This window comes from Plantibacter sp. MMLR14_011 (genome assembly GCF_001865025.1).
GTDB lineage: Bacteria > Actinomycetota > Actinomycetes > Actinomycetales > Microbacteriaceae > Plantibacter > Plantibacter flavus_A.
In genome coordinates, this window is record NZ_MJGW01000011.1 from 37,870 (window position 1) to 61,011 (window position 23,142).

Below are 23,142 nucleotides of genomic sequence, written 5' to 3' on the forward strand. Positions count from 1 at the left end.
GCGTCGTCCGTGGACGCCGCGTCGATGGTGGTGCGGGATGACGTGCCGTGGTGCGCCACTGCCGTTCACCGACGCCCGCGTGGGCGTCCGAGCGAGAACGCGGGCTCCCGCCTCGGGGCGAAGTGGTCCTGGAGCCCGTCGGCGAGGAGGTTCCAGGCCGCCGAGAGCAGGATGATCACGAGGGAGGGCAGGACGATGAGGAGGGGCTGCACCTGCATGAAGCGCGTGAACTCGCTGATCATGCGGCCGGCCGATGGTTCGGGCGCCTGGACACCCTGACCGAGGTAGCTGAGCGCGGCTTCGATGAGGACCACCTGCGAGGCGACGGACGCGAACTGCACGAAGAGCGGCGTCAGGACGTTGGGGAGCAGGTGCTCGACGATCACCCGATGTCCCCGCACGCCACTGAGCGTCGCTGCGAGGACGAAGTCCCGTTCGCGCAGCGCGATGACCGGGGCTCGCATGACCCTGGCGAATCCCGGCGCGAACACGAGGCCGAGGGCGATGATGAGCGGCCACGGCCCGGTGCCGATGACGACCCCGACGACGAGCGCGACGAGGATCGCCGGCAGGGCGAGCGCCGCGTCCACGATCCGCATGATGATCGCGTCGACCCAGCCGCCCAGGTACCCGGCTACGAGCCCCAGCGCGGTGCCGATGACCGCACCGAGCAGGGCGGCGCCCGAGATGAGCAGACTCGTCCGTGCGGCGAGCGCCAGCCGGGTGAGGTTGTCGCGGCCGAGGTTGTCGGTGCCGAGCAGGTGGTCGAGGCTCGGCGCGGCGAGGGCCGGTCCGGAGGCGGCGAACGGGTCGTAGGGCGGCGCGAGGGTCATCCATCCGGCGAGCAGGAGGATGCCGACGAGGATGCCGGATCCACTCCAGAAGGCGGGGCCGAACCCGTTGCGACGGCGGCGGCCGTCGATCTTCGCGAGCGCGATGGCGCGGGTGACCGTCATGACGTGTGGACCCTCACTCGTGGGTCGATCAGCGGGTAGATCAGATCGACGATGAAGTTGATGAGCACGTAGACCGCACCGATGAGCAGCACGGTCGCCTGGATGATCGGGTAGTCGGACGAGCGGATGCCGGTGAGGAGGAGCGAGCCCATCCCGGGGAGCGCGAACACGGTCTCGATGACGACCGTCCCGCCGACGAGCGCGGCGAGTTCGATCCCGATCACGGTCGTGACCGGGATGAGGGCGTTGCGCAGCGCGTGCCGGCCGACCAGTCGGGACGGTGACGCCCCCTTGGCTCGCGCCGTGCGGACGAAGTCCTGTCCGAGCGTGTCGAGCAGGGTGCCGCGGGTGTACCTGGCGACGATCGCCGCGAGGACGAGACCGATGAGGAGCGCCGGCAGGACCAGCACGCCGACGAGTCGCAGCGGATCCCCGCTCGCCCCCGCCGTACCCACGAGCGGCAGGCGCAGGGTGAGTGAGTTCACGAGGATGAGGACGGTGCCGAGCACGAACGGCGGCGTCGCGAGGAGCACGAAGGACAGCCCTCGGACCGCGTTGTCGGGGGCCCGACGCCACCGGGTCGCTGCGAGGACACCGGCCGGGATGCCGAGGACGGTCCCGAACAGGGTCGCCATGACGGCGAGGGTGAGGCTGAGCGGGAGGCGCTGGGCGATGAGGTTGGACACCTCGTTCGGGACGGTGATGGCTCGTCCGAAGTCACCCTGCAGGACACCGAGCAGCCACGCGAGGTACTGCGTCAGCCAGGGTCGATCGAGGCCGAGCTCCGTGCGGAGGGCGTCGAGCGCGGCCGGGTCGGGGTTCGAGGGGTCCGCGAACGCCGACAGGGGGTCGCCCGGGATCACCCGGACCATCGAGAAGACGAGGACGGACAGGACGAACAGGACGAAGAGCGACGACAGGACCCGGGAGACGATGTATCGCGCCATGGGATCAGCTCACGGAGGTCGGCATCGGTGAGACGCGGTCGGCGCTGCGGGCGTGGGACGGGGCGAAGCTCGAGATGTCGTCGCTCGTCCGCCCGTCGAGTGCGAGCTCCGCGAGGATGCGTCCGAACGCGGGCGTGAACTTGAAGCCGTGACCGGCAGCGAGGGCGACGATGACGTCCGGGTGCTCCTCGAGCGGGCCGAGGACGAAGTTCCGGTCCGGGGTGAGCGCGTACTGGCACGTCACCGTGCGGAGCTCGCGGCCCGACGCCGGCACGAGGTCCGCCATGAAGTCGGCCAGCTGCCCGGTGAGCTCCGGCGACGGGACGAAGGTGCGCTCCGCCGGCGACATGCGGTTCTCCGAGACGTCGCGTGCGGCCTTCACGGTCGGTTCCCCGAAGGTCGGGAAGCCGTAGTAGCACTCCTCGTCCTCCCAGATCCACACCGGGAACCGCTCGCAATCGAGCTGCTCGGCATCGGACGGGCGGAAGTAGGTGATCTGCTCCTGCATCACGTCGAGCGGGATCGCCGCGTCGAGCGGCTCGAGCAGCTCGTTCGCCCAGGCGTCGGCGGCGAGGACGACCTTGCCGGCACGCACCGGCCCGCTGGAGGTCTGCACGACGACGCCGGCTCCGTCAGGGGTGAGTGCGTCGACCCGGGTGCGGTCGCGGATGTCCGCCCCGAGCGCCCGAGCACGGAGCTGGAGCGTCGCGACGGTACGGGCCGCGTGGGCGATGCCGGTGTCGGCGGTGTAGACCGTCTCCACGTTCTCGGGGATCCGGAACTGCGGCCAGCGCGCCTGCACCTCGACCGGCGTCAGCAGCTCGTGCGGCACCCCGCACTCATCCAGGGCCGCGGTGAAGTCGGTGGCCGAGTAGGGGCCGTCGACCGGCAGGAAGATGACGCCACCCGTGATGGTGAGCAACCGTTCGCCCGACTCCTGCTCGAGGTCAGCCCAGTCGCGGTACGCCGACTGCGCGAGTCGCACGTACTGCGGAGCCCCGTACGACGTCCGGACGATCCGCGAGGTGTCGTGCGAGGCGCCGCGGACGTGCCCGAGTTCGAACTGCTCGAAGGCGACGACCTTTGCGCCCCGACGGGCGAGGTGGTAGGCGGCGGCACTGCCGAGAGCTCCCATGCCGACAACCGCGACGTCGAACGATTCCATCCGGTGGTGCTCCTTCGTGCTTGCCCGATCGATTCAGGCAAGTGTGCTGGAGCTCCGGAGACCGGCCTATGGACCGATGACCCAGGTTTTCGCGTCAGGAATGTGCCGTGGCGACGACCGCACGCCGGGTCAGCGGCCGCGTCGCCCCGAGAACAGTGCGTGGAGGAGCGGTACGACGGAGACCACCATGAAGACGGTGCCGAGCACGGCGTCGTCGGCTCGGAGGACGGCTCCAGCGACGAGGAGCGCGGCGAACAGCACGGCGGAGACGACCCGGCCCGTCGTGCGGTCGAGCCGCGCGATCCGCTGTTCCAGTCTCGGGTTGGTGGTCGCGACCGCGCCGGCTTCCACCCGCGTGATGACCGCGTCGAGACGCTTCGGCAGGCGGACGGCGACCGTGGCGATGTCGAGTGCCTCGCGACCGAAGTCCTGGACGACGTTGCCGCGTTCGTCACGGAGCAGCTGCGCGGCGTAGGGCTCGACGGAGTCCCAGAGGTTGAACTCGGGATCGAGGGCACTGCAGACACCGGAGGTGAGCGAGATCGCACGGATGATGAGCAGGAAGTTCTCGGGCAGCTGGAACGGCAGCGTGCGGATGACCTCGCTGAACTGGTTGCCGAAGTCTCGGAACTCCTTCGGGTCGACGTCGCGCAGTTCTGCGAACCCCATGCCGCCGAAGCGTCCGAACAGTGCGGTCATGGCCCGCTCGAGCTCGGTCGTGTCGGCCGAGGGCAGGAGGACGCCGAGGTCGCGGATCGCGTCGACCAGGCCCTTGCCGTCGCGCGATGCGGCGGCGATGAGGAGCTTCCGGAGGCCGCGCCTCGTGTTCGGTGGAACCTCGCCCATCATCCCGAAGTCGATGAACGTCAGCTTCCAGGGTCGCTCCCCCGGGGCGGCGTCGACGGGCGTCACGAAGATGTTGCCGGGATGCGGGTCGGCGTGGAAGAAGCCGTTGGTGAAGAGCTGGTCGAACATGACGGCTGCGAACACGGGTGCCACGTCGACCGGGTCGATGCCGGCGGCGCGCAGGGCGTCCGCGTCGGTGATCTTGATGGCGGTGACGTCTTCGAGCGTCAGGACGCGCTGGGTCGTTCGCTCCCACACCACCGCGGGCACGGAGACGCGGTCGTCCCCGGCGAAATCGACGGCGAACCGCTCGGAACTCGCGGCCTCATGGAGGTAGTCGATCTCTTCGAGGCTCGTCGCGGCGAACTCCTCGACGAGTGCGGGCATGTCGACGCGGTCGGAGACGAGCCGGACACGGCGCAGCCAGCCGCCCACCTTGCGGAGGGCGGCGAGGTCGACTGCGACGATCTCGTCGATGCCCGGCCGCTGGACCTTGAGCACGACGGCGTCGAGCCCGGTGTCGGCAGCGAGCGCCGGCGCGAGCATGGCGCGGTGCGCTTGTCCGAGCGAGGCTGCTGCCACGGGACGTTCGTCGATGCCGGCGAAGACCTGCGAGAGCGGCACGCGGAGTTCCGACTCGGCGAGCGCGCGGATGCGAGGGAAGGCGACGGGCGGGACCTCGTCCTGCAGGCCTTCGAGCTCCTTCGTGATCTCCGGCGGGAGCACGTCGAGGCGCGACGACATGAACTGGCCCACCTTGATCATGAGGCCGCCGAGGTCGACGGCGAGCACGTGGAAGCGTCGTGCGAACTTCTGCATGCGGCGAGTGCGGGTCCGCTCCGTCAGTTTGATGAGTCCGAACCGCGGCAGGACGATCTCGAACCACCAGGCGGCGGCCAGGTGCCAGCTCGCGAAGCGGAGGATGCGACGGTACCGGGCACGCCCATGAGCGGGCGGACCGGCTGGAACGCCGGCCCGCCCGCTCAAGGGGAGCTCGCCGAAACGGGACGCCGTGTCGCTGGGCGTCCCGCCGGTCGACGACACTCGGTCAGTCCTGGGCGAGGATCGCGTAGAGGCGCTTGCGAGCGTCGTCGAGGATGGCGACGGCCTGCTGGACCTGCTCGGGCGTTCCGGTGCGGCCGACCTGGGCTGCGGCCTGGGCCAGCTCGACACCGGCCTTCGGCAGGGCGGTGAAGCCGGGGTGGTCGGACGAGTCGGCGTTCTGCCACGGAGCGGACGCCCCGGACTCGGCGACCTCGTCGCGACCGGCTTCGGTCAGCGCGTAGGTCTTGCGACCGCCCGACTCCTCGGCCGTGATGATGCCCTCGTCGGAGAGGAGCTGCAGCGTCGGGTACACCGAGCCTGCGCTGGGCTTCCAGGAGCCGCCGCTGCGCTCTTCGATCTCGCGGATGATCTGGTAGCCGTGCATCGGCTGCTCGGCCAGGAGGGCCAGCACGGCGGAGCGGACGTCGCCGCGGCCGACACGGGAGCCGGCGCTCTTCTCGAACTTCGAACGCAGCTGTTCCATCATCTGCCACATGCCGTCGGTCCCGAAGCCGGCTCCGCTGCCGAAGCCTCCACCGTTACCGAACCCTGCGCCACCGAATCCTGCGCCACCGCTTGGGAATCCACCCATGATTGCTCTCCTCCGTCGTACGTGAACGATGCTCAACGATATATCGGTGAAGCTGTGAACGATATGTGTAATCGGAAGATCGTGATGGCGTAACGTCGCCCTCATGAGCCCCTGGACCGCAGCAGACATCCCCGACCAGCATGGCCGCGTCGCGATCGTGACCGGTGCGAACAGCGGGATCGGCGCGGTGACGGCCCGCGAGCTCGCCGCCCGCGGTGCCGCCGTGATCCTCGCCTGCCGCGACACCGAGAAGGGCGCGCGGGCGGCGGCGACGATGACCGGCGACGTCGAGGTGCGGCAACTGGATCTCGCCGACCTGGCGTCCGTCCGTCGATTCGCCGACGGGGTCGAGCGGGTCGACGTACTGATCAACAACGCGGGCGTCATGGCGGTCCCCGAACGCCGCACGACCGACGGCTTCGAGATGCAGATCGGCACGAACTTCCTCGGGCCCTTCGCACTCACCGGCCTCCTGATCGACCGCATCACCACGCGGGTCGTGACGCTGTCGAGTGCCGCGCACCGGGCCGGCAAGATCGATTTGGCCGATCTCAACTGGCGCAACCGGACGTATCGACGCTGGTCGGCCTACGGCCAGTCGAAGCTCGCCGACCTGATGTTCTCGGCCGAGTTGCAGCGACGCCTCACGGCGGAGGGGTCCTCGGTGCTGTCCGTGGCCGCGCACCCCGGCTTCGCGTCGACCGAGCTCCAGTCGCACACCGAGTCCGCGCAGGGTCCGCTCCTCGCATGGGGAACTCGGCTCCTCGGTCAGAGCGCGGACATGGGTGCACTTCCGACGCTGTATGCGGCGACCTCGCCCGACGTCGAGCCCGGCGGCTACTACGGTCCGAGCGGCTTCGGGGAGATGCGTGGTGGTCCGAAGCCGGTCGGCCGGACCTCGGCGGCCCGCGACGAGCACGTCGCCGCCGAGCTCTGGAAGACGGCCGAGGCGCTCACCGGAGTCACCTACCGGTGAGCGCTCCCGGCCGTCTCGGCGTCACGCGGGAAGGCTCTCCTCGATCGCGGCGATGACCTCGGGGGCGTCCGGCTCGGTCGTCGGACGGAAGCGGTGAACGGTCCCGTCGGGCGCGATGAGGAACTTCTCGAAGTTCCACTTGACGTTGCCCGCCTTGCCGTTCGCGTCGGCGGTCTTCACGAGCTCCTGGTAGAGCGGGTGCCGGTTGCGGCCGTTGACCTTCACCTTGTCCATCATCGGGAAGGTGACGCCCCAGGTGGCCGAGCAGTACTCGGCGATCTTCTCGTTGTCGCCGAGCTCCTGCAGGAACTGGTTGCTCGGGAACCCGATCACCGTGAAGCCGCGGTCGGCGTACTGCTTCTGGAGTGCCTCGAGCTTCTCGTACTGCGGTGCGAGGCCGCAGCGGCTCGCGACGTTGACCACGAGTTTGGCCTTCCCGTCCCACTCCGCGAGGGTCGTGTCCCGGCCGTCGAGGGTGGTGACGGGGATGGTGTCCAGATCGGTCATGGTGTGATGCCTCTCATCTGTCGAACGACGTCCTGCCCGTGCACTGGTGTGCGCAAGCGGATCCACTCCGAACGCTACTCGCCCGGGGCGCGACCGGCGCCCTTTCGGCAGGGCGTTCCCAGCCGACAGGCGTTGACACCGCCTGCCCGCCGGTGGATCGTGAGTGCAGCAGATCGGAGCAGGACATGGGACGCATCCACATCGACCTCTTCATGACCCTCGACGGCGTCGCGCAGGCACCCGGCGGGCCCGAGGAGGACCCCAGCGACGGGTTCGCGTTCGGTGGCTGGCAGGCGCCGCTCATCGACGAGGTCGACGGGGAGCAGATCGACGCCGGCATGGTGGGTATGGACGCCCTCCTGCTCGGGCGCCGGACCTACGACATCTTCGCCGGGTACTGGCCGCACCAGGAGGGTGGCCAGGACGACGGCATCGCGAGGCTCTTCAACCGACTGCCGAAGTACGTCGCATCACGCGAGCCGCAGGAGCTGGGGTGGGCGAACTCGACGCAGCTCGGACCGGACCTCCCCCAGGCCGTTCGAGCTCTTCGCGAGCGTCACTCACAGATCCACGTCATCGGCAGCCTCGACCTCGTGCAGACCCTGCTGGCCGACGCGCTCTTCGATCAGCTGAACCTCTGGGTGTACCCGATCACGCTCGGCACCGGGAAGCGCGTCTTCGCGACCGGCACGGTCCCGTCCACACTGCGCCTGCTCGGCCCCGCGACCACTTCCCCCGCCGGGACCGTCCACCTTCGCTACGAACGGATCGACGGCACACCGGCCACCGGCGACATGGGCGACCCGCGATGAGCGCGTTGGACGAGGCATCGGCGCAGCGGCCCGAAGCAGACACCCGCTTCGACACGGTCGTCGTCGGTGCCGGCGTCGCGGGGCTCGTCGCCGCACGGTTGCTCGCGGCCGCCGGACGCGCGGTGGTCGTCGTCGAGGCCCGCGACCGGGTCGGCGGGCGGGTGTCGACCGAACGTCGCGACGGCCGGGTGACCGATCTCGGCGCCTCATGGGTGCACGGTGTCGATGACAGCGCGGTCGCCGCGGCGGCAGAGGCGTTCGGGATGCGGACGGTCGAGTTCACCGTCGGTGGTTACCAGCCGGACAGCCGACCGATCGCGTACTACGGTCCCGACGGCAGGCGCCTGTCGGACGCCGAGGCTCGCGGTTTCGCCGAGGACGTCCATGCCCTCGATGCGACGCTGCTCGGTGTCGTCGCCGAGTCTGCTCCGGACGCGTCGTACCGTGACGTGACCGAGGCGGCACTCGCCCTGCAGGCGTGGGAAACCGAGCGGGTGCAGCGGGTCCGTGAGTACCTGGAGCATCGTTCGGAGGAGCAGTACGGCGCGTGGATCGAGGACCTCGCGGCGCACGGGCTCGACGACGACGCGATCGACGGTGACGAGGTCGTGTTCCCCGACGGCTACGACGTGCTCCCGCGACGGCTGGCCGAGGGGCTCGACGTGCGCCTGGAGCACGTGGTGACGAATGTGCGGTGGTCCACGGACGGCGTCGAGGTCTCCGCACAGGGACCGACGGGCGAGGTGGTGCTGCGCGCGGGCTCGGTGGTGGTGACGGTGCCCGTCGGGGTCCTGCAGTCGAAAGAGTTCGCGATCGATCCCCCGCTGCCGGAGCCGGTCGCCGGGGCGCTCTCCCGGTTGCGGATGAACGCGTTCGAGAAGGTGTTCCTCCGGTTCGAGCGGCGGTTCTGGGACGACGACGTGTACGCGATCCGCCAACAGGGGCCGGAGGGTCGCCGGTGGCACTCCTGGTACGACCTGACGACGGCGCACGGCGCCCCGACCCTGCTGACGTTCGCCGCCGGCCCGACGGCCGTGGAGATCCGGGACTGGGACGAGTCGCGCGTCGTGGAGTCGATCCTCGACCAACTGCGGCGTCTGTACGGCGACCGTGTCGAGGAGCCGACGGAGGTGCACGTCACCCGGTGGCAGGACGACCCGTTCTCCCGCGGGTCCTACGCCTACATGACCGTCGGCTCGACGACCGCGGACCACGACGCCCTCGCGACCCCGGTCGGCGACGTCCTCCACCTCGCGGGTGAGGCGACGTGGACCGACGACCCGGCGACCGTCACAGCGGCCCTGCACTCCGGCCACCGGGCCGCCGAGCGCGTCCTCGGTCGGTCGATTCCCATCGAGACCCTCTGGCGCGACGAGAGCGCAGTACCGGTCGTCGACCCGGTCCGATGACGACCACGAGTGCGCTCTCGCGAGCGTCGAAGGAGAGGAAACGTATGCGATTCATGATGTTCGTCCTCACGGACCCCGTGCCCGACGAGCCAGCCGATGACGCGGACGTCGACCACGGGGTCCAGGAGCTGGACACGACGGGGCGTCGTCTTCTCGGCGACGTGCTGGATCCGAGCGAGGCGCGCGGCGTCCGTGTGCGCGCCGGTGAGCGACTCGTCACCAACGGACCGATCCCGGGAGCGACCGACACGCTCTGGGGCTTCGACATCCTCGAATGCGCCGACCTCGATGAGGCGATCGACATCGCCGCCCGCCACCCGATGGCCCGCAACGGCCGCCTCGAGCTGCGCCCGTTCCCGGGCGCGTAGGAAGCCGACGGGCTGAGCGGACACCCAGGCGCCGACCGCCGGTCTCAGGAGCCCGCCGGCGTTGACCCATTGACCTCGGGCCGACGAGGGAGGCGGAATCGCCGAGCGTTCGATCCTTCGATCAGGCGCGCAGCGGCTTCAGCGCGCCTGCCCACGCCTCGAGCTGGTCGAACAGCACCCCGGCGGCTTCGGTGTGCTGGGGCCCGGGCGTGAAGGTGCTGAAGTCCTCGAAGTCGGTGAAGAGCGAGAAACTCAGCTGCTGCCGTACATCCGCGATCTGCAGTTCCGCGCTGATGCCGCGAAGGTGTTCGATCGCGCGGGCACCGCCGAGGCTCCCCCACGCCACGAACGCGGCGGCCTTGTTGTTCCACTCGGCGTACAGGTAGTCGATGGCGTTCTTCAGGACGGCGGACGTGGAGTGGTTGTATTCGGGCGTGACGAAGACGAACCCGTCGTAGGGCGCGATCGTCGCCGCCCAGGCCTTCGTGTGCTCGTTCTCGTATGCCCCGAACGACGGCGGCGTCGGCTCGTCGAGGAGAGGCAGCGGGTGGTCGAGCAGGTCGATGAGCTCGTAGCTCGCGCTCCGACCGGCGGCTTGCTCGACGACCCAGTCGGCGACTGCCTTGCCGTTTCGGCCGGGGCGGGTGCTGCCGAGGATGATGGCGATTCGGAGGTCTGACATGGGGTGCTCTCCTTCGATGTGCGTGCCCGTCCCGCGAAGCACGAGACGTGGTGGTGCTTGGCTCGCACTGTAGCCGGGAGGCCGGGTAGGCGTCCCCATCCGCGGTGGGGCTTGCCGAAGGGCTCCGGGCGTGCTGGGACCGGCGAACCCCGGCGTCGTGCTCAGGAGACGGCCGGCCCGCTTGGCAGGGTCTGCGCGCCGATGACGGCGAGGAGTCGGAGTTTCTCGGCGCTCTCACTCCCGGGCTCGGCCGTGTAGACGAGCAGCCGGTGTGACTGCCCGGGGTCCAGCAGCGTCTGGCAGTGCAGTTCCAGCTCGCCGACCTCGGGGTGGAGGAACCGCTTGACCTCCGTCGGCCGGAGACCGACCTCCTGCGCGGCCCACAACTCGCGGAAGTCCTCGCTCCGTTCCAGCAGTGCGTTCGCGAGTCGTTCCGCACGCGATCCGGGACCGCGCATCGTGACGACCTCGCGGAGCCCAGCGGCGTACACGCGCGAGAGCAGCAGGCGATCGGCGGGCGCGTAGGCCGCGCTCGCGGTCGGGTCGGTGAACCACCGGTAGCCCAGGCTCCGGTCGTCCCCGGTGAACCGGGAGGCGTCGCCGTTGAGTGCGACGGACATCGGGGTCTGGCGAAGCGTCTCGCCGAGTTCGTTGATGATCTCGGCGGGGGTGTCCTGCAGGCGGTCGAGGATCCGCAACAGACCTGGGCCGACGTGGTCGCCGTGCGCTCCACGCGCGGGAGGCGTGCGCCCGGCCAACCGGAAGACGTGGTCCCGTTCGTCGAGGGAGAGGCGCAGGCCCTGCGCGATCGCCGCGATCATCTGCTCGGACGGCTGAGGCCCGACGCCTCGCTCGAGCCGCGCGTAGTAGTCGGTCGACATGTTGCAGAGCGCCGCGACCTCCTCCCGGCGGAGGCCGTCCGTCCGTCGCCGCGGACCGCGCGGAAGCCCGACGTCCTCCGGCTGCAGCTGGTGCCGACGGTGGCTGAGGAAGGTCGCCAGGCCGTGCCGATCGATCATGTCGCGTCTCCTCGTCGTGCAGCGGTCCGTGGACCTCCTTTCTATCGTGCGAGAGCGGTGCCAGCCACGGATCGCCGATCAGTGGATGAGCCGGTCCTGGACCGGCCGAAACCGACCGTCGAGAGTGGTTCCCACACGCCGGACCACGGCGACACCCACGACGAAGGAACGACCATGCCAAGAACACCCGCGTTCACCATCCCCGACCTGACCGGGTCGTTCGCCGTCGTCACCGGCGCGAGCGACGGCCTCGGACGGGTCATCGCGACCGAGCTCGCCCGGGCGGGTGCCGAGGTCGTCCTGCCCGTGCGCTCGACCACGAAGGGCGCGCACGTCGCCGACGGCATCCGTGCAGCGGTTCCCGGCGCGACGGTGTCGGTCCGCAGTCTGGACCTCGCCTCCCTGGATTCCGTCACAGCGCTCGTCGAGCAGCTCACCGCCGAGGACCGCGCGATCGACCTGCTCATCAACAACGCCGGCGTGATGACGCCGCCCGAGCGGCAGGAGACGCGGGACGGCTTCGAGCTGCAGTTCGGTGTCAACCACCTCGGCCACTTCGCGCTGACCCTTGGTCTGCTACCGCTGCTCAAGGCCGGTGGAGCGCGCGTCACGCACCAGACGAGCATCGCCGCCCGGAGCGGATCGATCAACTGGGACGACCTCGACTGGAAGAGCACCTACGACGGGATGCGGGCCTATCAGCAGTCCAAGATCGCCGTGGCATTGTTCGCCCGCGAACTCGATGCTCGGAGCCGAGCCGGCGGCTGGGGTGTCTCCAGCAATCTGTCGCACCCCGGCGTCTCCCCCACCAACCTGTTGGCCGCCCAGCCGGGCATGGGCCGACAGCGCGACACCGGAGCCCGTCGTGTGGTCCGCCTGCTCTCACGCCTCGGCGTCGCAGGCACGGTGTCGAGCGCCGCTCAGCCCGCGCTCATGGCCGCGACGGCACCGACCGCGCGAGGCGACGAGTTCTACGGCCCGGTCCGCACGATGGGTGGCCGACCCGCGCTCCTCCCGGCACTCTGGCCGCCGATGCGGAACCTGGACGACGCCCGTCGCCTCTGGGACGAATCCGAGCGGCTCATCGGACGGTGACGCGGCGGCTGGGCGCTGGTCGGACGGCCGGCGCTCCGAGCACGCCCGCTGGAACCCGTAACAGTCACCGCCACCCCGGGCGACCAGCGGCGTGCTTCGACGTGATTCGCATGGTCGCGCCCTACGGGAGCGGAGGCGTCCCATCCGCGCCGCGTGCGATGCGGAGCATCCGCGTCGCTGTCGCGTGGAGGAGTTCGCGGAGATCCTCGGGTTCGTCGACGATCACCGCATGATCCCCCAGCCCGGCGATCACCGCTGGAAGCCAGTCGAGGCGTTTGGCTCGGATCGAGACCCGATGCCAGGTGGGTGCGTCATCGATCGACTCCACGACGGCCACGCTCTCCGGGAAGTGGGCCCGGATCTGCGGGACGCTCGCCTGGATGCGCAACCGGACGTGCCATCGGTAGTCCGCCCCCGCGAAGCGATCGACGAGTGGAGGGCGCTCCGCTCGAGCACCCGGGCCCGAGACGACGCCGGGCAGCGTCCGCGCCGATCGGATGCGGTCGACCCGGAAGGTGCGCTCCTCCGCTCGCTCGACGTCGAACGCGTCCAGGTACCAACGACTGGCATGGACGAGCAGGTCGAACGGATGCACCGTGCGACGCGAGGGCGTGTCCTCCGCGTCGCAGTAGCGCAGTTCCACGGGGCGTCTCGCTCGGATCGCGTCCGACACGGTGAGCAGGACGCCCGCGTCGGGCACGTCGTGGCGCTTCGGCCTCCGTGCTGCGGCCTGCAGGACCGCCTCGAGGCGGTCCACGGATACGGCCGGGAGGGATCGTCGGATCTTCGCGAGGGCGATCTGCGCTGCGAGATCCGGGGAGTCCGAGGACGACTGGGCTTCACTCAGGCCGAGGAAGACGGCGACCGCTTCCTCGTCAGTGAGCATGATCGGCGACACCCGTCGGCCGACGGCGAGGCGGTACCCGCCGTAGCGACCGCGCACCGACTCGATCGGGACATCCATATCCACGAGACGCTGCACGGAGCGGCGCACGGTCCGTTCGTCCACGCCCAACCGCTCGGCGAGCTCTGGCACGCTGCGGATCTCCGCGGACTGCAGCAGCTCGAGCAATTGCAGCGCTCGAGCAGTCGGCGAGCCGGCATGTCCCATCTCATGAGAATACCGGGCGAAAACAGTCCGGTATTGGCTCTATCGTCGTCACCGCCCCGCACCTGTGGGGGAAGACCACCAGCCAAGGAGACACGCATGCACCTCGCAGCCACCCGGATCATCACCGACGACGTCGACACCCTGGTCGCGTTCTACGAACGGGTCACCGGTGCGACCGCGGCACGATTGCACCCGTTGTTCGCCGAGGTGCGCACCGACACCGGCACGCTCGCCATCGCCAGTTCGGCGACCATCCCGCTGTTGGGCGAGGACGCCGCCGCACCGCGAGCCAACCGATCCGTCATCCTCGATCTACTCGTCGAGGACGTCGACGCGGTCTACACGAGGCTGCAGGGCGTCGTGGAGACGTTCGTGAACGAACCGACGGACATGCCGTGGGGCAACCGGTCGCTGCTGTTCCGCGACCCCGACGGCAACCTCGTCAACGTCTTCACCCCGATCACCACTGACGCCGGTGAACGCGTCGGATCGTGAACCTGCACCTGCCGGCTACGCCGGGATGACGCTCGACATGAGTCGCGGCGCTGGCGGGAGCGCTTCGTGCCGGTCTGACGCACGCAGGCCGTCGATCACGAGTGCGGCGTAGCGTCGTGCAGCTCGGACGCGCTCCGTCTCCGTCGTACGTGAGAGTCCGCGAGCCGCGAGCAGGACCACGAGGAAGTCGTCGAGGACGAAGTCCGCGCGCAGCGCGCCGGCGTCGATGGCGCGACGAGCGACGGTGGTGATCGCGCGCACGGCCTGTTCGCGCTGGGTCCGGAAGTCGACGGCATCCGGGTAGGCGGCGAGGAACGCGTCCGTGAACCCCTGGTTGCGGGCGTTGAGGACCAGGACCTCCTCGATGATGCCGCGGAAGGCACGCCAGGGGTCTGCGTCCGCGAGGGCGTCGACCACGATCGAGCGGCAGGCGCCGAGCTCGTCCACGAAGGCGGCCCTGACGAGATCGGCTTTGGTCGGGAACCGTCGGTAGAGGGTGGCCGGCCCGACACCGGCTCGGCGGGCGATCTCCCGCATCGTCACGTGGAGGCCGTCCGTCCCGAACAGATCGCGGGCTGCGGCGAGGACGCGGTCACGGTTCTCCTGCGCGTCGGAACGCAGGTTCTGAGGCAGTGTCGCGGACATGTGTCTCACATTACTCAAGTGGACGGGTGCGTCCGTTACGTTTCGGGAGGCGGGTCAGATCCCCCGCCGTGAAACGGAGTGCACCCATGCGCGCAGTGATCATCCGCACCTTCGGCGACCCGAGTGGAATGGAGGTGACGGACCTGCCCGTCCCCACGCCCGGGGCCGGTGAGGTCCTCGTTCGAACGGAGGCCGCCGGCGTCGGCGGGGTCGACGTCGTGATCCGCCGGGGAGGGATCGCCCAAGCCGCTCGCGACTCGGGGATGATCCCGGGGAGTGAAGCCGCTGGCGTCATCACCGCGACCGGGCCGGACGTCGATCCCGCGTGGGTCGGTCGACGGGTCTGGGCGTTCACGGGGACCTCGGGTGCGTACGCCGAGTACGTGACCGCGCGCGCCGACGAGATCGTCGAGCTGCCGTCCGACCTGACGTCCGTCCAGGCGGTCACGCTGGGCAGCGCGTTCCCGGTCGCGCACTTCGCGCTCGAACGCGCTCGCCTGACCGAGGGCGAATCCGTCCTCGTGCGCGGCGCCGCCGGGAGTATCGGCCTGGCCGGCGTCGAGCTGGCCGCTCGTGCCGGCGCCGGGGTCATCGCCGTCACCACGTCGTCCCCGGAACGCGGGGAGCGACTGCGGGCGTTCGGTGCAACCCACGTGCTCGACCGCTCCGGCGCGGGCGATGAGGACGCCCCGGTGGAGTTCGACGTCATCCTCGACATCGTCGGCGGCCCCGACCTCCCCCGGTTCATCGAGCGGCTCTCGCCGAACGGCCGCCTGATCGCCGTGGGCGTGGTGGGCGGGTTCCCGCCTGCCGACTTCGGCACGGCGCTGCTGGCCGGCTTCCGCCGATCGATCACCTTCGGAACGCTGAGCCTCGACACCGTGCCGCGCGAGGAACTCGCCCGGGTGCGAGCCGAGGTGTTCGACGACGCCGTCCGAGGCGCGCTCTCGCCGGTGATCCACGACACCCTGCCGCTGAGCGATGCAGCCGAGGCGCACCGTCTCATGGACGCCGGGGACGTGTTCGGGCGCGTCGTGCTCGTGCCCTGAGTCGGCTGACGAGGCAGGCACCGATCCGCCACCGCTACAGCCAGATCGTCGCCAGCCAGATCTCGACGGCGGCGAGCACGAGCAGGGCGGCGTTCAGCCCGAGGACCCGGAACTCGCCGCGACGCACGTGAACGGTGATGCCACCGATCTGCACGAGGACGAGGCCGACCGCGGCCGCGACGGTCAACCAGGTGAGGACGCCCACGAGCGGTGGCAGGATGAGGCCGACCACGCCCAGGATCTCGAGGGCGCCGATCACGCGGACGGTCCACAGCGGCATGGTGTCGACCCAGGCCATCATGGGGCGCAACTGATTCGCCGAGCGCACGAGCTTCATGCCGCCCGAGTACAGGTACAGGACCGCGAGCAGTCCTGCGACGATCCAGTAGGCGATGACCATGTGCAACCTCCGAGTGCGTGTGTGCGTTGATGGTTACGATAGGTAACCAACGCAAGTGTGGACCGGATCGGACCGGCGTACAAAAGGCACACGCGTGTGACCGAGCCGCGAGGGGTGCCGTGTTCCGCTACCAGAGGCTGTGTTCCGTCCGGGGCGACCAGGGCAAGGCCATCCGCTCACTGCTCGACCGCATCGCCGACAAGTGGGCGCTCCTCCTCATCGCGACGCTCCATGACGGCCCGTTCCGGTTCACCGAGCTCGAGCAGCGCATCCCGGGCATCTCCCGACGCATGCTCACCCTCACCCTCAGGAACCTGGAACGTGACGGCCTCGTCACCCGCACCACCTTCGCCGAAGTGCCGCCACGGGTCGAGTACGAGCTGACCGACCTCGCCGAATCGCTCATCCCGCACGCGGTGGCGCTCGCCGAGTGGGCCGGTGAGCACGTCCCGACGATCGAGGCGAGCCGCAGGGCGTTCGACGAGCGGTCCTGAGCGCCGGGCGGGGTGCGGACCAACGGAAAAAGTCCCGGAAACCAGATGGTTTCCGGGACTTCATGGTCGGGCTGACAGGATTTGAACCTGCGACCCCTTGACCCCCAGTCAAGTGCGCTACCAAGCTGCGCCACAGCCCGATGCCATCCCCGCGGGCGGAGAAGACAACTCGAACAGTCTAGCGGATTCCGAGAGCGCTCCGTGACACGACTCCGGGGACGGCAGATCGGCCCAGACAAGCCTCGGACAGGCCGCACTCGTCGGGTGGGAGGTCTCCCCTGCCCGCCCCCGGACGGGGCACGCTACCGTGACTCGTCCGCACCCGCGTGACAGGACGAACGGACCGATCCGGCCACCCGATGGAGGACCCCATGCGCTACAGCCACTACTGGAAAGAGGTCCGCGTCGCGGCCCTCACCGCCCTGCCCGTCGCGATCGGCTCCGGCATCGTCCAGGTCAGCCGCAACACGCCGATCGACGACGCCGTCATCGGCGGCGCCATCACCTTCGTCGCGCTGTCACTGCTCATCCCGGTCGTGCGCCACTGGCTGCACCCCGAGTCCCGCGGCTGACCACTGCGGCACGCCGAAGCACCCGCGGCACGCCTTGCATGACGTGCCGCGAGGACGGGCACGTGCCCGACGGGACCGCAGCGCTACTCGGCCTTGCGGTCCGCGACGAGCTGGTCGCGCACCTTGCGTCGCAGCACCTTGCCGATGAGCGACGTCGGCAGCTCGTCGAGCTGCACGACCCGCTTGGGCACCTTGTACGCCGTGAGGCGGGTCCGGCAGTAGTCGCGCAGCGAGCCGGCGTCGAACACCGTCCCGGCACGCATGACCACCGCGGCCGTCACGTCCTCGCCACCGGAGTCGCGCGGCAGGCCGACCACAGCGGCCGATTCGACGTCCGGGTGCGACAGGAGCGTCTCCTCCACCTCGGACGGGCTCACGTTGAACCCACCGGTGATGATGAGCTCCTTCACCCGGTCGATGACGGTCACGAAGCCGTCCGCCGACACCGTCACGATGTCACCGGTCCGCAACCAGCCACCCTCGAGCAACGCCTCGCGCGACTCGTCCGGACGACCCCAGTACCCCTGGAAGACCTGCGGGCCACGGAGCAGCAGCTCGCCCGACTCCCCCGCCGCACGATCCACCGCCGGGTTCTCGGGGTCGACGACGCGGATCTCCGTGCTCGGGAACGGCACTCCCACAGTGCCCGGCCGACGCGACGGACCAATCGGGTTGCCGAGTGCCACCGGCGACGACTCCGTCATCCCGTAGCCCTCGACGAGCAGACCGCCGGTCGCCTCCTCCCACCGCGTCACCGTCGACACCGGCAGGCTCATCGCACCGGAGATCGCAAAGCGCACACTCGTCAGGTCGACGCCCTTGCGGCTCGACGCACGCGACAACGCGTCGTAGATGGGCGGCACCGCCGGCAGGAACGTCGGCGGCGACTTCTTCGCCGCCGTGAGCACCAGCTCCAGGTCGAACTTCGGGAACAGCACGAGCCGCGCCCCGATGCTCATCGCGAACGTCAGGCACAGCGTCATGCCATAGGCGTGGAAGAGCGGCAGCACGCCGTAGAAGATCTCGCCACCCTCGCTCAGGCCCGGCACCCAGGCGCGTCCCTGCGCCGCGTTTGCCCGCAGGTTGCGGTGCGTGAGGATGGCACCCTTCGGCGCCCCCGTCGTCCCGCTCGTGTACTGCAGGAGCGCGGTGTCGTCGAGCGTCGGACGCACGACCCGCTTCGACAGCTTCCGTCCGCCGATCAGCCGCTCCCACGGAAGCACGTGCTTCGCCGACGGTGTCGCGGTCATCGCCGCACGCGACTCGCGCGCACGCCTCACCGGCAGCCGGAGCGCCAGCCGCTTGGACAACGGCAGGGCCTGGGTGATGTCGACCGAGACGATCCGCCCGCGCATCACGTCGGCCGGGAGGTCGGCGACGAGGTCGTAGACCTTGTCCCACACGATCGCGACGTGCGCACCGTGGTCCTCGAACTGATGCCGCAGCTCCCGAGCCGTGTAGAGCGGGTTGTGCTCGATGACCGTCGCGCCGAGCCGGAGCGCCGCGTAGAACGCGACGACGTGCTGCGGGCAGTTCGGCAGCACGAGGGCCACGCGGTCGCCCGGCTTCACACCGAGCTTGCGAAGCCCTTCGGCCGCTCGCGCGACCTGTTCGCCGAGCTCGCTGTAGCTGGTCTCCGCACCGAAGAACTCGAGGGCGATGCGATCACCGAAACGCTTGACCGAGGTGTCGAGCAGGTCGACGAGCGTCTCGGTGACCTCGTCGATGTCGGCTGGCACGCCACTGGCGTAGGACGACAACCACGGCCGTTCGGCCAGACGCTGACGCTGTGCCTCTCCGGCCTCGGTCGGCTCCGACGACTGCTCGCCCTCGCGCTGCTCGGCTGTGTTTCCTCGATGGTCCACGATGATCCTCCAGATGACACCGCGCGCACCGCACGCATGCCTCCACCCTAGGCGGGCGCGTATGCCCGACCGGGGATGCGACCGGACTGCTTGACAAGCTCCAAACCGACACCGGTGAATCGCCCGAGGAACGGTGGAACAACGCCAGGAGCCGGCCACCCGAAGGCGACCGGCTCCCGAGGATCGAACGACTCAGACGGCGTCGGGCGACGCGGGCGTCTTCGGCTGACGCTTCGCGGCCGCAGCGGCGTTGTCGGACATCGCCTGCTGGAGGTTCTCCCCCAGTGCGCCACCGGCGACCCCACCCAGGAGGGCGGACAGGTCGAGCCCGGTGATGTCCTTGACGACCTTCGGCACCTCGCTGACGACCTGGCCGACCGTCTTCGTGACGGCCGACGCACCCTCGGTCGAGATGACCGTGAGGTTCGAGATGTTGCCGAGCGGCTCGGACACGGCGCGCGTGATCTCAGGCAGACGAGCGATGATCTCGGACGCGAGTCCGGCCTCACCGTACTTCTTCAACGCCTCCGCCTTCGCGTCGATCGCCTCAGCCTCGGCCAGACCCTCCGCGGCCACGGCCGACGCCTTCGCGTCACCCTGGGCGCGGATACCCTCGGCCAGCGCGATCTGCTTGTCGCGCTCAGCGGTACCGGCGAGGCGCACGGACTCCGCAGCGGCCTGGGCGTCCTGCACGGCCGCGACCTTGTTGGCCTCGGCGATGGTCTTGCGCTTGAACGCGTCGGCCTCCGTCGCGGCATTGGCTGCGTCTCGGGCCGCCTGCGCGCGCTGGACCGTCGCGTAGGCGTCGGCCTCGGCCGGCTTGCGCACCTCGATGTCGAGGCGTTCCTGCTCCACCTTCGCCTTCTCGGCGAGCGCCTCACGCTCCTGCTCCGCGACCAGACGGTCCTGCTGCGCCGTGGCCAGCTGACCGGAGGCCTCGGCCTCGGCGTTCGCGCGGTCGGTCTCCGCCTTGATCGTCGCCTGCTTGAGGCTCAGCGCCTTCTGACGCTCCGCGACCTGCTCCGCCGCCTCGATCCGCGCGAACTCGGAGGCACGAGCGGTCTCGGCCTCCTTGATCTCGGCGTTCTGCCGGGCGAGCGCGTTCTCCGCGCGCCCGAGGTCGGCGAGGTAGTTGGTGCCCGGCGTCGAGATGTCGGAGATGTTCAGCAGGTCGACCTGGAGGCCCTGCTCGGCGAGATCCGTCTTGGTCGCCTCGACCACCGCTTCGGACAGGGCGTTGCGATTGGAGATGATCTCCTTGATCGGCATGTTGCCGATGATGGAACGCAGCGACCCTTCGAGGGACTGCTGGATGATCTGCGTCAGCGACCCCTGCTGGGAGAGGAAGCGCTGCGCGGCACGGCGCACACCCTCCGGCGTGCCGGAGACCTTGAAGTTCACGCTCGCCTGGATGGCGACCTTGATGAAGTTGGTGTCGACACCCTCCACGACGATGCCGATCTGACGCTGCTCGAGCGAGATCGGGAAGCCCTGCTGCAGGATCGGCCAGATGAACACCCGCCCACCGATGACGACGCGCTGACCGCCGTCGGGCTCACCCGTCTTGGCGCCGGCCCCCCGACCGACGATGACGAGCGCCTGGTTCGGCGGCACGCGCTTGATGCGTCCGGCGACGAACGCGACGATCGCGAGCGCCACCACGACGAGTGCGATCACGGCGATCACCGTGATGTTGGTGGTGATGAAGTCCATGGGGCAGGTGCCTTCCCCTCGAGGGCGTGCTGGTGGATGGATGGAATCAGGGCCGCGTGTCGGCAGCGGCTCCGCTCGACGCGGGTTCGACCTTCACGCGGGAACCCTGGAGCTCGACCACGCGGATCCGGCTGCCCGTTTCGATCCGCGTGTCGGAGAACGCGAGGCGCGTCTCGATCTCGTGCGGGCCGTCGAGGCTCACCTCGCCGAAGGACGCCGAGATGGTCGACCGGGCGACCCCGTAGAGACCGAGCGGTGAACTCGGCGTGCCGTCCTCCGAACGCTTGAAGCTCCGGATCATCAGCTGGACGCCGACGAGCACGAGGACACCGATGACGGCCGAGATGACGTAGGCGGACCAGACGGGCAACCCGTTCGCCAGCACGATCGCGCCGACGGCGCCGAAGACGGTGAACGCGCTCCCCAACGCGGTGGCCGAGACCGCCCCGTCCAGGAAGTCGAAGATCTCACCGAAGACCAGGGAGATGAGGACGATCACGAGACCGACGGCGCCGACGATGATGAACAGGGTCATGCCACCAACCCTACTGAACGCCCAGGCGACGTGCAGGAAAGCGGTCTCCCGTCACGGCGGCGACGGGCTGCGGGCCCCTGTGGAGCGACTGCAGCGGCCCTCAGCCCACTGCGTCGAGCAGCTCCGTCAGCCAGCCGGCGCCGCGCGTCGTCGCGCCCAGACGCTCGACGCGTTCGCGCAACCCGCGGTCCGAGGTGACCACGACGACCGCCCCGTCGAGTTCACGGACGACGTCCACGATCGCGTCGTCGCCACTCCCCGCCGCGTCGACGATCGAGACGCCGACCCGCAGTTCGTGCCCGGGCTCTCGTACGCTGTCATCGGTGTGGACGCCGCGGGCTTGTCCTTCCACGACGGCGACGTAGGCCGGCCACCAGCGGTTGAAGTCGAGGTCGAGCGCCTGGGCGTCGAGACCCTCGTGCGCGAGGCGGCCGAGGCGCGCGACGAACCGCTGTGCGGCACCCGCACGGTCCTTCCACCACCCGTCGGGTCGCGAGCCGACGACGTTCGCGACGTCGACGACGACCGTGACGCGGCGCTCGAGCTGTGACCGCAGGCCGGGCCACGAATCGGCGAAGCCAGGGTGCAGAGGCAAGGTCTCGACCTCGGCGAGCGGCACCCAGGCGAGAGCGATGCTCTCCGGGTCGGACACCACGGGCTCGAACGGCTCGACCGCCTCGACGATCACCGTCGTGTACGACCAGAACCCGAGATCGAGCACGGAGTCGAACCGCAGCTCGATCGACTCGGCGGGGACACCCGCCTCCTCGTGCGACTCGCGGACCGCACCGTCGACAGCGCTTTCGAACTGGTGACGCGCGCCTCCCGGGATGCCCCAGGTGCCGCCGAAGTGGCTCCAACCGGCCCGGTGCTGCAACAGCACGCCGCGCGCCCGATCGTGCACGAGGAGTCCTGCTGCACCGAACCTCCCCCAGAACTTGCGGCCGTCCCCGGATTCGACCCAGGCATCCCCGGCGTCCCGGAGGGGGCCGCCGGGAGGATGCGCATCAGTCATTGGACCAGCCTGGCACGAAACGCTGGGCGGCACCCCCTTGCCCACCGTCATCTCCACACCACGTGCAGAATATGTTATATATTGAACTCCAGTATTGCATCGGCAGCGCTCGCGCCCGCCGCACCGAACCCACGCGAAGGACCCTCATGGATGCACGTCAACGCCGGACGCGGGCACGGCTCGCGCGCACGATCCTGCAACTCGCCGCCGAACGCCCCACCTCCGAGATCTCCGTCTCGGAGATCGCCGCACGCGCCGGCATCAACCGATCGACCTTCTACCAGCACGCGGCGGCGCCGTGCGAACTGCTCGAATCGGTCCTCGCCGAGGAGCTCACGGAACTGAGCATGACCCACCTGGCGACCGTCTCCGCGGACGACGCCCCGGCGGCGATCACCAGCGCCACAGTCGCCGCGCTCCGCCACATCGACGAGCGCGCCGACATCTACCGCGTCGGTCTCGGCGACGACCTCATCGGTGCGAGTCTGCAGCCGATGCTCAACCGCGTCTTCACCTCGACGGTGCTCGAGATCTTCGAGCGCGGGGCGATCACCCTCCCCCACGCCGAATGTCTGAGCGAGGAGCAGCGCGAGCTGTTCACGCGATCGGCAGCGCACTTCGTCGCCGCGGGCTCCGTCGCGGCGTTCCGCGTCTGGCTCGACACCCCTGCACCACGCGACATCGCGTCGTTCCTCGAGGTCATCGGCGAGCTGCTCCCGAGCTGGTGGCCGTTCCAGGCCCAACACGAGCCCGCCTCGGCGCCAGCGGACGAGCCCGCCCTCGCTCGCCCCTGACCACGCCTCGACCAGGACGACGAAGGCCCGGGACCA

Annotated in this window: 25 protein-coding genes and 1 tRNA gene; 10 read left to right on the forward strand and 16 right to left on the reverse strand. The window is 69.8% G+C overall.

The genetic code is table 11. The annotated features are described in order from the left end of the window. Nucleotides 1-65: 65 nt before the first annotated feature. The 5 genes from BIU99_RS08010 to BIU99_RS08030 form a co-directional block, all read right to left on the reverse strand. Complete coding sequence (locus BIU99_RS08010) at nt 66-956, reverse strand: ABC transporter permease (RefSeq protein ID WP_071260688.1); 891 nt, start codon at nt 954-956, stop codon at nt 66-68. After that, nucleotides 953-1,903 (reverse strand): ABC transporter permease, encoded by a 951-nt coding sequence (locus tag BIU99_RS08015; RefSeq protein ID WP_071260690.1) that lies wholly within the window; start codon nt 1,901-1,903, stop codon nt 953-955. The genes BIU99_RS08010 and BIU99_RS08015 overlap by 4 nt, the downstream gene beginning before the upstream one ends. A 4-nt stretch (nt 1,904-1,907) precedes the next feature. Further along, the gene (gene solA / locus BIU99_RS08020; RefSeq protein WP_071260692.1) at nt 1,908-3,068 is read right to left on the reverse strand and encodes an N-methyl-L-tryptophan oxidase; all 1,161 of its coding nucleotides are present in this window, start codon (nt 3,066-3,068) and stop codon (nt 1,908-1,910) included. Between the two features lie 129 nt (nt 3,069-3,197). Next, a complete protein-coding gene (locus BIU99_RS08025; RefSeq protein ID WP_071260736.1) occupies nt 3,198-4,901 on the reverse strand; it encodes an AarF/ABC1/UbiB kinase family protein in 1,704 nt (567 codons plus the stop codon). A 61-nt stretch (nt 4,902-4,962) separates the two neighbouring features. Then, nucleotides 4,963-5,550: a PadR family transcriptional regulator gene (locus BIU99_RS08030; protein WP_369808452.1), complete on the reverse strand. Its 588-nt coding sequence runs from the start codon at nt 5,548-5,550 to the stop codon at nt 4,963-4,965. A gap of 103 nt (nt 5,551-5,653) precedes the next feature. Between BIU99_RS08030 and BIU99_RS08035 the strand changes: the two genes are divergently transcribed. After that, complete coding sequence (locus tag BIU99_RS08035) at nt 5,654-6,526, forward strand: oxidoreductase (protein WP_071260694.1); 873 nt, start codon at nt 5,654-5,656, stop codon at nt 6,524-6,526. 21 nt (nt 6,527-6,547) lie between these two features. Here the strand turns inward: BIU99_RS08035 and BIU99_RS08040 are convergent, their stop codons facing one another. Continuing rightward, nucleotides 6,548-7,033, reverse strand: coding sequence for a glutathione peroxidase (locus BIU99_RS08040; protein ID WP_071260696.1), 486 nt, complete (start codon nt 7,031-7,033; stop codon nt 6,548-6,550). Nucleotides 7,034-7,218: 185 nt separating this feature from the next. Between BIU99_RS08040 and BIU99_RS08045 the strand changes: the two genes are divergently transcribed. From BIU99_RS08045 to BIU99_RS08055, 3 genes are read left to right on the forward strand one after another with little or no spacing between them, the layout of a single operon-like run. Then, nucleotides 7,219-7,845 (forward strand): dihydrofolate reductase family protein, encoded by a 627-nt coding sequence (locus BIU99_RS08045; RefSeq protein ID WP_064295470.1) that lies wholly within the window; start codon nt 7,219-7,221, stop codon nt 7,843-7,845. Further along, nucleotides 7,842-9,254: an NAD(P)/FAD-dependent oxidoreductase gene (locus BIU99_RS08050; RefSeq protein WP_071260698.1), complete on the forward strand. Its 1,413-nt coding sequence runs from the start codon at nt 7,842-7,844 to the stop codon at nt 9,252-9,254. Before BIU99_RS08045 ends, BIU99_RS08050 begins: the two co-directional genes overlap by 4 nt. 44 nt (nt 9,255-9,298) lie before the next feature. Then, the gene (locus BIU99_RS08055) at nt 9,299-9,622 is read left to right on the forward strand and encodes a YciI family protein (RefSeq protein ID WP_071260699.1); all 324 of its coding nucleotides are present in this window, start codon (nt 9,299-9,301) and stop codon (nt 9,620-9,622) included. Nucleotides 9,623-9,743: 121 nt separating this feature from the next. Here BIU99_RS08055 and BIU99_RS08060 read toward each other — a convergent pair whose 3' ends face one another. Both BIU99_RS08060 and BIU99_RS08065 read right to left on the reverse strand, forming a co-directional pair. Beyond that, complete coding sequence (locus BIU99_RS08060) at nt 9,744-10,304, reverse strand: NADPH-dependent FMN reductase (RefSeq protein WP_071260701.1); 561 nt, start codon at nt 10,302-10,304, stop codon at nt 9,744-9,746. Nucleotides 10,305-10,465: 161 nt separating this feature from the next. Next, nucleotides 10,466-11,323 (reverse strand): helix-turn-helix transcriptional regulator, encoded by an 858-nt coding sequence (locus tag BIU99_RS08065; protein ID WP_071260703.1) that lies wholly within the window; start codon nt 11,321-11,323, stop codon nt 10,466-10,468. 174 nt (nt 11,324-11,497) lie between these two features. On the opposite strand from BIU99_RS08065, the gene BIU99_RS08070 reads away from it, so the two are divergent. Continuing rightward, nucleotides 11,498-12,418, forward strand: a complete 921-nt coding sequence (locus tag BIU99_RS08070; RefSeq protein ID WP_071260738.1) for an SDR family oxidoreductase — start codon at nt 11,498-11,500, stop codon at nt 12,416-12,418. A gap of 121 nt (nt 12,419-12,539) precedes the next feature. On the opposite strand, the gene BIU99_RS08075 is transcribed toward BIU99_RS08070, so the two are convergent. Then, nucleotides 12,540-13,529, reverse strand: coding sequence for a YafY family protein (locus BIU99_RS08075; RefSeq protein WP_071260704.1), 990 nt, complete (start codon nt 13,527-13,529; stop codon nt 12,540-12,542). 96 nt (nt 13,530-13,625) lie between these two features. Between BIU99_RS08075 and BIU99_RS08080 the strand changes: the two genes are divergently transcribed. After that, nucleotides 13,626-14,024 (forward strand): glyoxalase/bleomycin resistance/extradiol dioxygenase family protein, encoded by a 399-nt coding sequence (locus tag BIU99_RS08080; protein WP_071260706.1) that lies wholly within the window; start codon nt 13,626-13,628, stop codon nt 14,022-14,024. A 15-nt stretch (nt 14,025-14,039) separates the two neighbouring features. On the opposite strand, the gene BIU99_RS08085 is transcribed toward BIU99_RS08080, so the two are convergent. Next, nucleotides 14,040-14,669, reverse strand: a complete 630-nt coding sequence (locus BIU99_RS08085) for a TetR/AcrR family transcriptional regulator (RefSeq protein WP_139205381.1) — start codon at nt 14,667-14,669, stop codon at nt 14,040-14,042. A gap of 86 nt (nt 14,670-14,755) precedes the next feature. Between BIU99_RS08085 and BIU99_RS08090 the strand changes: the two genes are divergently transcribed. Then, the gene (locus tag BIU99_RS08090) at nt 14,756-15,718 is read left to right on the forward strand and encodes a zinc-dependent alcohol dehydrogenase family protein (RefSeq protein WP_071260707.1); all 963 of its coding nucleotides are present in this window, start codon (nt 14,756-14,758) and stop codon (nt 15,716-15,718) included. 34 nt (nt 15,719-15,752) lie between these two features. Here the strand turns inward: BIU99_RS08090 and BIU99_RS08095 are convergent, their stop codons facing one another. Next, on the reverse strand, nt 15,753-16,118 hold the full coding sequence (locus BIU99_RS08095) for a DoxX family protein (RefSeq protein ID WP_071260709.1): 366 nt from the start codon (nt 16,116-16,118) through the stop codon (nt 15,753-15,755). A gap of 119 nt (nt 16,119-16,237) precedes the next feature. Here BIU99_RS08095 and BIU99_RS08100 point away from each other — a divergent pair, with 119 nt between their 5' ends. Next, nucleotides 16,238-16,612 (forward strand): helix-turn-helix domain-containing protein, encoded by a 375-nt coding sequence (locus BIU99_RS08100; RefSeq protein ID WP_071260711.1) that lies wholly within the window; start codon nt 16,238-16,240, stop codon nt 16,610-16,612. 63 nt (nt 16,613-16,675) lie between these two features. On the opposite strand, the gene BIU99_RS08105 is transcribed toward BIU99_RS08100, so the two are convergent. Then, a tRNA-Pro gene (locus BIU99_RS08105) sits at nt 16,676-16,752 on the reverse strand. 231 nt (nt 16,753-16,983) lie between these two features. On the opposite strand from BIU99_RS08105, the gene BIU99_RS08110 reads away from it, so the two are divergent. Then, on the forward strand, nt 16,984-17,184 hold the full coding sequence (locus BIU99_RS08110) for a hypothetical protein (RefSeq protein ID WP_071260713.1): 201 nt from the start codon (nt 16,984-16,986) through the stop codon (nt 17,182-17,184). 83 nt (nt 17,185-17,267) lie between these two features. On the opposite strand, the gene BIU99_RS08115 is transcribed toward BIU99_RS08110, so the two are convergent. From BIU99_RS08115 to BIU99_RS08130, 4 genes are all read right to left on the reverse strand, one after another. Continuing rightward, a complete protein-coding gene (locus tag BIU99_RS08115) occupies nt 17,268-18,962 on the reverse strand; it encodes a long-chain-fatty-acid--CoA ligase (protein ID WP_071260742.1) in 1,695 nt (564 codons plus the stop codon). Between the two features lie 279 nt (nt 18,963-19,241). Further along, a complete protein-coding gene (locus BIU99_RS08120; protein ID WP_064295482.1) occupies nt 19,242-20,762 on the reverse strand; it encodes a flotillin family protein in 1,521 nt (506 codons plus the stop codon). A 46-nt stretch (nt 20,763-20,808) separates the two neighbouring features. After that, nucleotides 20,809-21,297: an NfeD family protein gene (locus BIU99_RS08125; RefSeq protein ID WP_071260715.1), complete on the reverse strand. Its 489-nt coding sequence runs from the start codon at nt 21,295-21,297 to the stop codon at nt 20,809-20,811. A 100-nt stretch (nt 21,298-21,397) separates the two neighbouring features. Beyond that, nucleotides 21,398-22,312, reverse strand: a complete 915-nt coding sequence (locus BIU99_RS08130; protein WP_071260716.1) for an NUDIX domain-containing protein — start codon at nt 22,310-22,312, stop codon at nt 21,398-21,400. Between the two features lie 146 nt (nt 22,313-22,458). On the opposite strand from BIU99_RS08130, the gene BIU99_RS08135 reads away from it, so the two are divergent. Further along, the gene (locus BIU99_RS08135) at nt 22,459-23,106 is read left to right on the forward strand and encodes a TetR/AcrR family transcriptional regulator (RefSeq protein ID WP_071260718.1); all 648 of its coding nucleotides are present in this window, start codon (nt 22,459-22,461) and stop codon (nt 23,104-23,106) included. Nucleotides 23,107-23,142: the final 36 nt, after the last annotated feature.

Excerpts from the sequence above, each read along its gene's own strand:
- BIU99_RS08010 (WP_071260688.1), bottom strand. The coding sequence starts at position 956 with ATGACGGTCACCCGCGCCATCGCGCTCGCGAAGATCGACGGCCGCCGC.
- BIU99_RS08015 (WP_071260690.1), bottom strand. The coding sequence starts at position 1,903 with ATGGCGCGATACATCGTCTCCCGGGTCCTGTCGTCGCTCTTCGTCCTG.
- solA (WP_071260692.1), bottom strand. The coding sequence starts at position 3,068 with ATGGAATCGTTCGACGTCGCGGTTGTCGGCATGGGAGCTCTCGGCAGT.
- BIU99_RS08030 (WP_369808452.1), bottom strand. The coding sequence starts at position 5,550 with ATGGGTGGATTCCCAAGCGGTGGCGCAGGATTCGGTGGCGCAGGGTTC.
- BIU99_RS08035 (WP_071260694.1), top strand. The coding sequence starts at position 5,654 with ATGAGCCCCTGGACCGCAGCAGACATCCCCGACCAGCATGGCCGCGTC.
- BIU99_RS08040 (WP_071260696.1), bottom strand. The coding sequence starts at position 7,033 with ATGACCGATCTGGACACCATCCCCGTCACCACCCTCGACGGCCGGGAC.
- BIU99_RS08045 (WP_064295470.1), top strand. The coding sequence starts at position 7,219 with ATGGGACGCATCCACATCGACCTCTTCATGACCCTCGACGGCGTCGCG.
- BIU99_RS08050 (WP_071260698.1), top strand. The coding sequence starts at position 7,842 with ATGAGCGCGTTGGACGAGGCATCGGCGCAGCGGCCCGAAGCAGACACC.
- BIU99_RS08055 (WP_071260699.1), top strand. The coding sequence starts at position 9,299 with ATGCGATTCATGATGTTCGTCCTCACGGACCCCGTGCCCGACGAGCCA.
- BIU99_RS08060 (WP_071260701.1), bottom strand. The coding sequence starts at position 10,304 with ATGTCAGACCTCCGAATCGCCATCATCCTCGGCAGCACCCGCCCCGGC.
- BIU99_RS08065 (WP_071260703.1), bottom strand. The coding sequence starts at position 11,323 with ATGATCGATCGGCACGGCCTGGCGACCTTCCTCAGCCACCGTCGGCAC.
- BIU99_RS08070 (WP_071260738.1), top strand. The coding sequence starts at position 11,498 with ATGCCAAGAACACCCGCGTTCACCATCCCCGACCTGACCGGGTCGTTC.
- BIU99_RS08075 (WP_071260704.1), bottom strand. The coding sequence starts at position 13,529 with ATGGGACATGCCGGCTCGCCGACTGCTCGAGCGCTGCAATTGCTCGAG.
- BIU99_RS08080 (WP_071260706.1), top strand. The coding sequence starts at position 13,626 with ATGCACCTCGCAGCCACCCGGATCATCACCGACGACGTCGACACCCTG.
- BIU99_RS08085 (WP_139205381.1), bottom strand. The coding sequence starts at position 14,669 with ATGTCCGCGACACTGCCTCAGAACCTGCGTTCCGACGCGCAGGAGAAC.
- BIU99_RS08090 (WP_071260707.1), top strand. The coding sequence starts at position 14,756 with ATGCGCGCAGTGATCATCCGCACCTTCGGCGACCCGAGTGGAATGGAG.
- BIU99_RS08095 (WP_071260709.1), bottom strand. The coding sequence starts at position 16,118 with ATGGTCATCGCCTACTGGATCGTCGCAGGACTGCTCGCGGTCCTGTAC.
- BIU99_RS08110 (WP_071260713.1), top strand. The coding sequence starts at position 16,984 with ATGCGCTACAGCCACTACTGGAAAGAGGTCCGCGTCGCGGCCCTCACC.
- BIU99_RS08120 (WP_064295482.1), bottom strand. The coding sequence starts at position 20,762 with ATGGACTTCATCACCACCAACATCACGGTGATCGCCGTGATCGCACTC.
- BIU99_RS08125 (WP_071260715.1), bottom strand. The coding sequence starts at position 21,297 with ATGACCCTGTTCATCATCGTCGGCGCCGTCGGTCTCGTGATCGTCCTC.
- BIU99_RS08130 (WP_071260716.1), bottom strand. The coding sequence starts at position 22,312 with ATGACTGATGCGCATCCTCCCGGCGGCCCCCTCCGGGACGCCGGGGAT.
- BIU99_RS08135 (WP_071260718.1), top strand. The coding sequence starts at position 22,459 with ATGGATGCACGTCAACGCCGGACGCGGGCACGGCTCGCGCGCACGATC.